Annotated in this window: 3 protein-coding genes; 2 read left to right on the top strand and 1 reads right to left on the bottom strand. The window is 65.3% G+C overall.

What is annotated here, in order from left to right; all coding sequences use genetic code 11:
• Positions 1-635: 635 nt before the first annotated feature.
• The gene (locus VNC39_RS03810) at positions 636-1,190 is read right to left on the bottom strand and encodes a hypothetical protein (protein ID WP_325396336.1); all 555 of its coding nucleotides are present in this window, start codon (positions 1,188-1,190) and stop codon (positions 636-638) included.
• 326 nt (positions 1,191-1,516) lie between these two features.
• Between VNC39_RS03810 and groES the strand changes: the two genes are divergently transcribed.
• Both groES and VNC39_RS03820 read left to right on the top strand, forming a co-directional pair.
• Complete coding sequence (gene groES / locus VNC39_RS03815) at positions 1,517-1,813, top strand: co-chaperone GroES (protein ID WP_325396338.1); 297 nt, start codon at positions 1,517-1,519, stop codon at positions 1,811-1,813.
• Positions 1,814-1,963: 150 nt separating this feature from the next.
• Positions 1,964-2,413, top strand: a 450-nt coding sequence (locus tag VNC39_RS03820) for a TCP-1/cpn60 chaperonin family protein (protein WP_325396340.1), incomplete at its 3' end; no start/stop codon positions are given.

The raw sequence follows: 2,413 nt of genomic DNA on the forward strand, positions 1-2,413 counted from the left end.
GTTGCGAGCCTCGTCCGCGGGCGCCGCCCCAGCGCGAGGCCCGGAATTGCCGGGCGCCGGCTGCCGGAGTTAAAGGCCGCATCTCCGGCCCCCACTTTCCGGCCTGCTCCACCATCACGACGCCTCATGAGAGCGCCCCTCGGCTGAGCAGGGTGCGATGATTATCCGTCAGCTTTTTCGAGCGGGGATAACTTTTTTTAGGCGAGTTATCCCCGCATGCACGTCGTCATGGCCGGGGCGCGGCAAAGGCGCGAGCGTTTAGGGAAGCGCCCTCACCCCGCCGCTTCGCGGCCACCCTCTCCGCGAACGGGAGAGGGAACAAGGGCGACGCAGTGGAACTTAGCCCACGTTAAAAACGTTATCCCGTCACAAAAACGTCCAGAGGAGAACAGCCATGCCGGTCTTCATTCTGTGGGCGGTTCCCGCCGTGATCATTCTCGGCGGCGGCGCCTACTGGATCGCCCACATGCACTGAACTCAAAAAGGCCCGCGGCAGGCGGGCCTTTTTCTCTGCAGCTTCTCTTCAGCGAGATAACATGGACAACGATGACACGCTTGCCCGCGTGGTCGGGCTTGCACTGGGTGGCATCTGCCTTCTGTGCTTCACACTGAGCGCGCTCGCGCTTCCGTAAGCGCTAACCTTTCTTCGCCGCCTTCGGCGCGCCCTTGCGCGACGGCGACACCTCGGCCGAGCAGCGCACGTAGACACTGGTGCCGTAGCGGCCGGCGACTTCCGGATCGACGAAGCGCGTGATCAGCACGCGGCCATCGAAGGAGACGATCTCGCGATCGCGCTGGCCGGGCGCCGGTTCGTCGGGTGGCCCGATGTAGTTCTTGCCGTCGGCGCCGCCCTTGAGACTGAGCTCGGTCGGCTGCGCCTGGTCGGCGAGATGCATGATCACGCCACCGCTGCCGCCGCGCCCGATGGTGTAGGGATTGCGGCACTGGCCGCGCGCCGCGGCTTCGGTGCGGCCGCGGTCGGCTTCGTTGTGGTAGGCGGCAAGGCCCCAGCGCCCGACCAGGTCTGCGGCCGGAATGCTCGCCGGCAACAAGGTCGCGGCGGGCTGCGCCGGCGGCGGCTCGGATCCGCCAAGGCCGCCCCAGGAAATCGACTGCGAGGCACAGCCGCCAAGCAGCATCACGCCGGCTGCGGCAAGAATGGCGCCCAACGGACGCAGGCGAACGGACATGTCCCCTCCAAAAGAATGGCGCGGGCGTCAGCGCCGTTCCGGTCCGCGCGGCGGCGCGCGGCGTCTGGCGCTGAGGCATCCGGCCGGATTCTATCCCGGCCATTAACCTAACCACGCCCGAATAAAGAGACGTAAACAGGGCAGGATCGCGGGAAATCGGCCGACCGGCGCGGTCGCTGGCCGCCACCGCCTTGACAGGCGCCGTCGGACCCCATATTCCCCCACCGTTGGCACTCGCCTTTCGCGAGTGCTAACTCTCTATTCACACGAGAGATTTCCCCTCAGGCGCGCCGCGCCCGGGTTCATCGTTGAGCGAGGAAAAGAGAATGGCCAAGACGAAATTCCGCCCCCTGCACGACCGCGTCGTCGTTCGCCGCATCGAGGCGGACGAGAAGACCAAGGGCGGCATCATCATTCCGGATACCGCCAAGGAGAAGCCCTCCGAGGGCGAGATCATCGCGGTCGGACCCGGCGGGCGCGACGAGAACGGCAAGCTCACCCCGATGGGCGTGAAGGCGGGCGACCGCGTGCTGTTCGGCAAGTGGTCGGGCACCGAGGTGAAGCTCGACGGCGAGGATCTCCTGATCATGAAGGAGTCCGACATCATGGGCGTGATCGCCTGATTCAATCCACTCGTCGTCGCCGGGCATAGCCCGTCTTAGAGACGGGCGTAAACGCCCTGGTGCCGGCGACCCCGCTTGGGAAGGCACGGTGCCCGCTCTATCGGGATGGTCGCGGATGAAAAACAACGGAAGCAATCGGAGTAAACTCAAATGGCTGCCAAGGACGTCAAATTCTCAACCGACGCGCGCGACAAGATGCTGCGCGGCGTCGATATTCTCGCCAACGCCGTGAAGGTCACGCTGGGGCCGAAGGGCCGCAACGTCGTGCTCGACAAATCGTTCGGCGCGCCGCGCATCACCAAGGATGGTGTGACGGTGGCGAAAGAGATCGAACTGCCGGACAAGTTCGAGAACATGGGCGCGCAGATGGTGCGCGAAGTTGCCAGCCGGACGAGCGATACGGCGGGTGACGGAACGACCACGGCGACCGTGCTGGCGCATGCGATCGTGCGCGAGGGCACCAAATCGGTTGCCGCTGGCATGAACCCGATGGATCTGAAGCGCGGCATCGACCTCTCGGTCGAGGCCGTGGTCCAGGACATCAAGCGCCGTAGCCGGAAGGTTACCAACAATGCTGAGATCGCCCAAGTTGGCACCATC

This window comes from Acidocella sp. (assembly GCF_035535915.1).
GTDB lineage: Bacteria > Pseudomonadota > Alphaproteobacteria > Acetobacterales > Acetobacteraceae > Acidocella.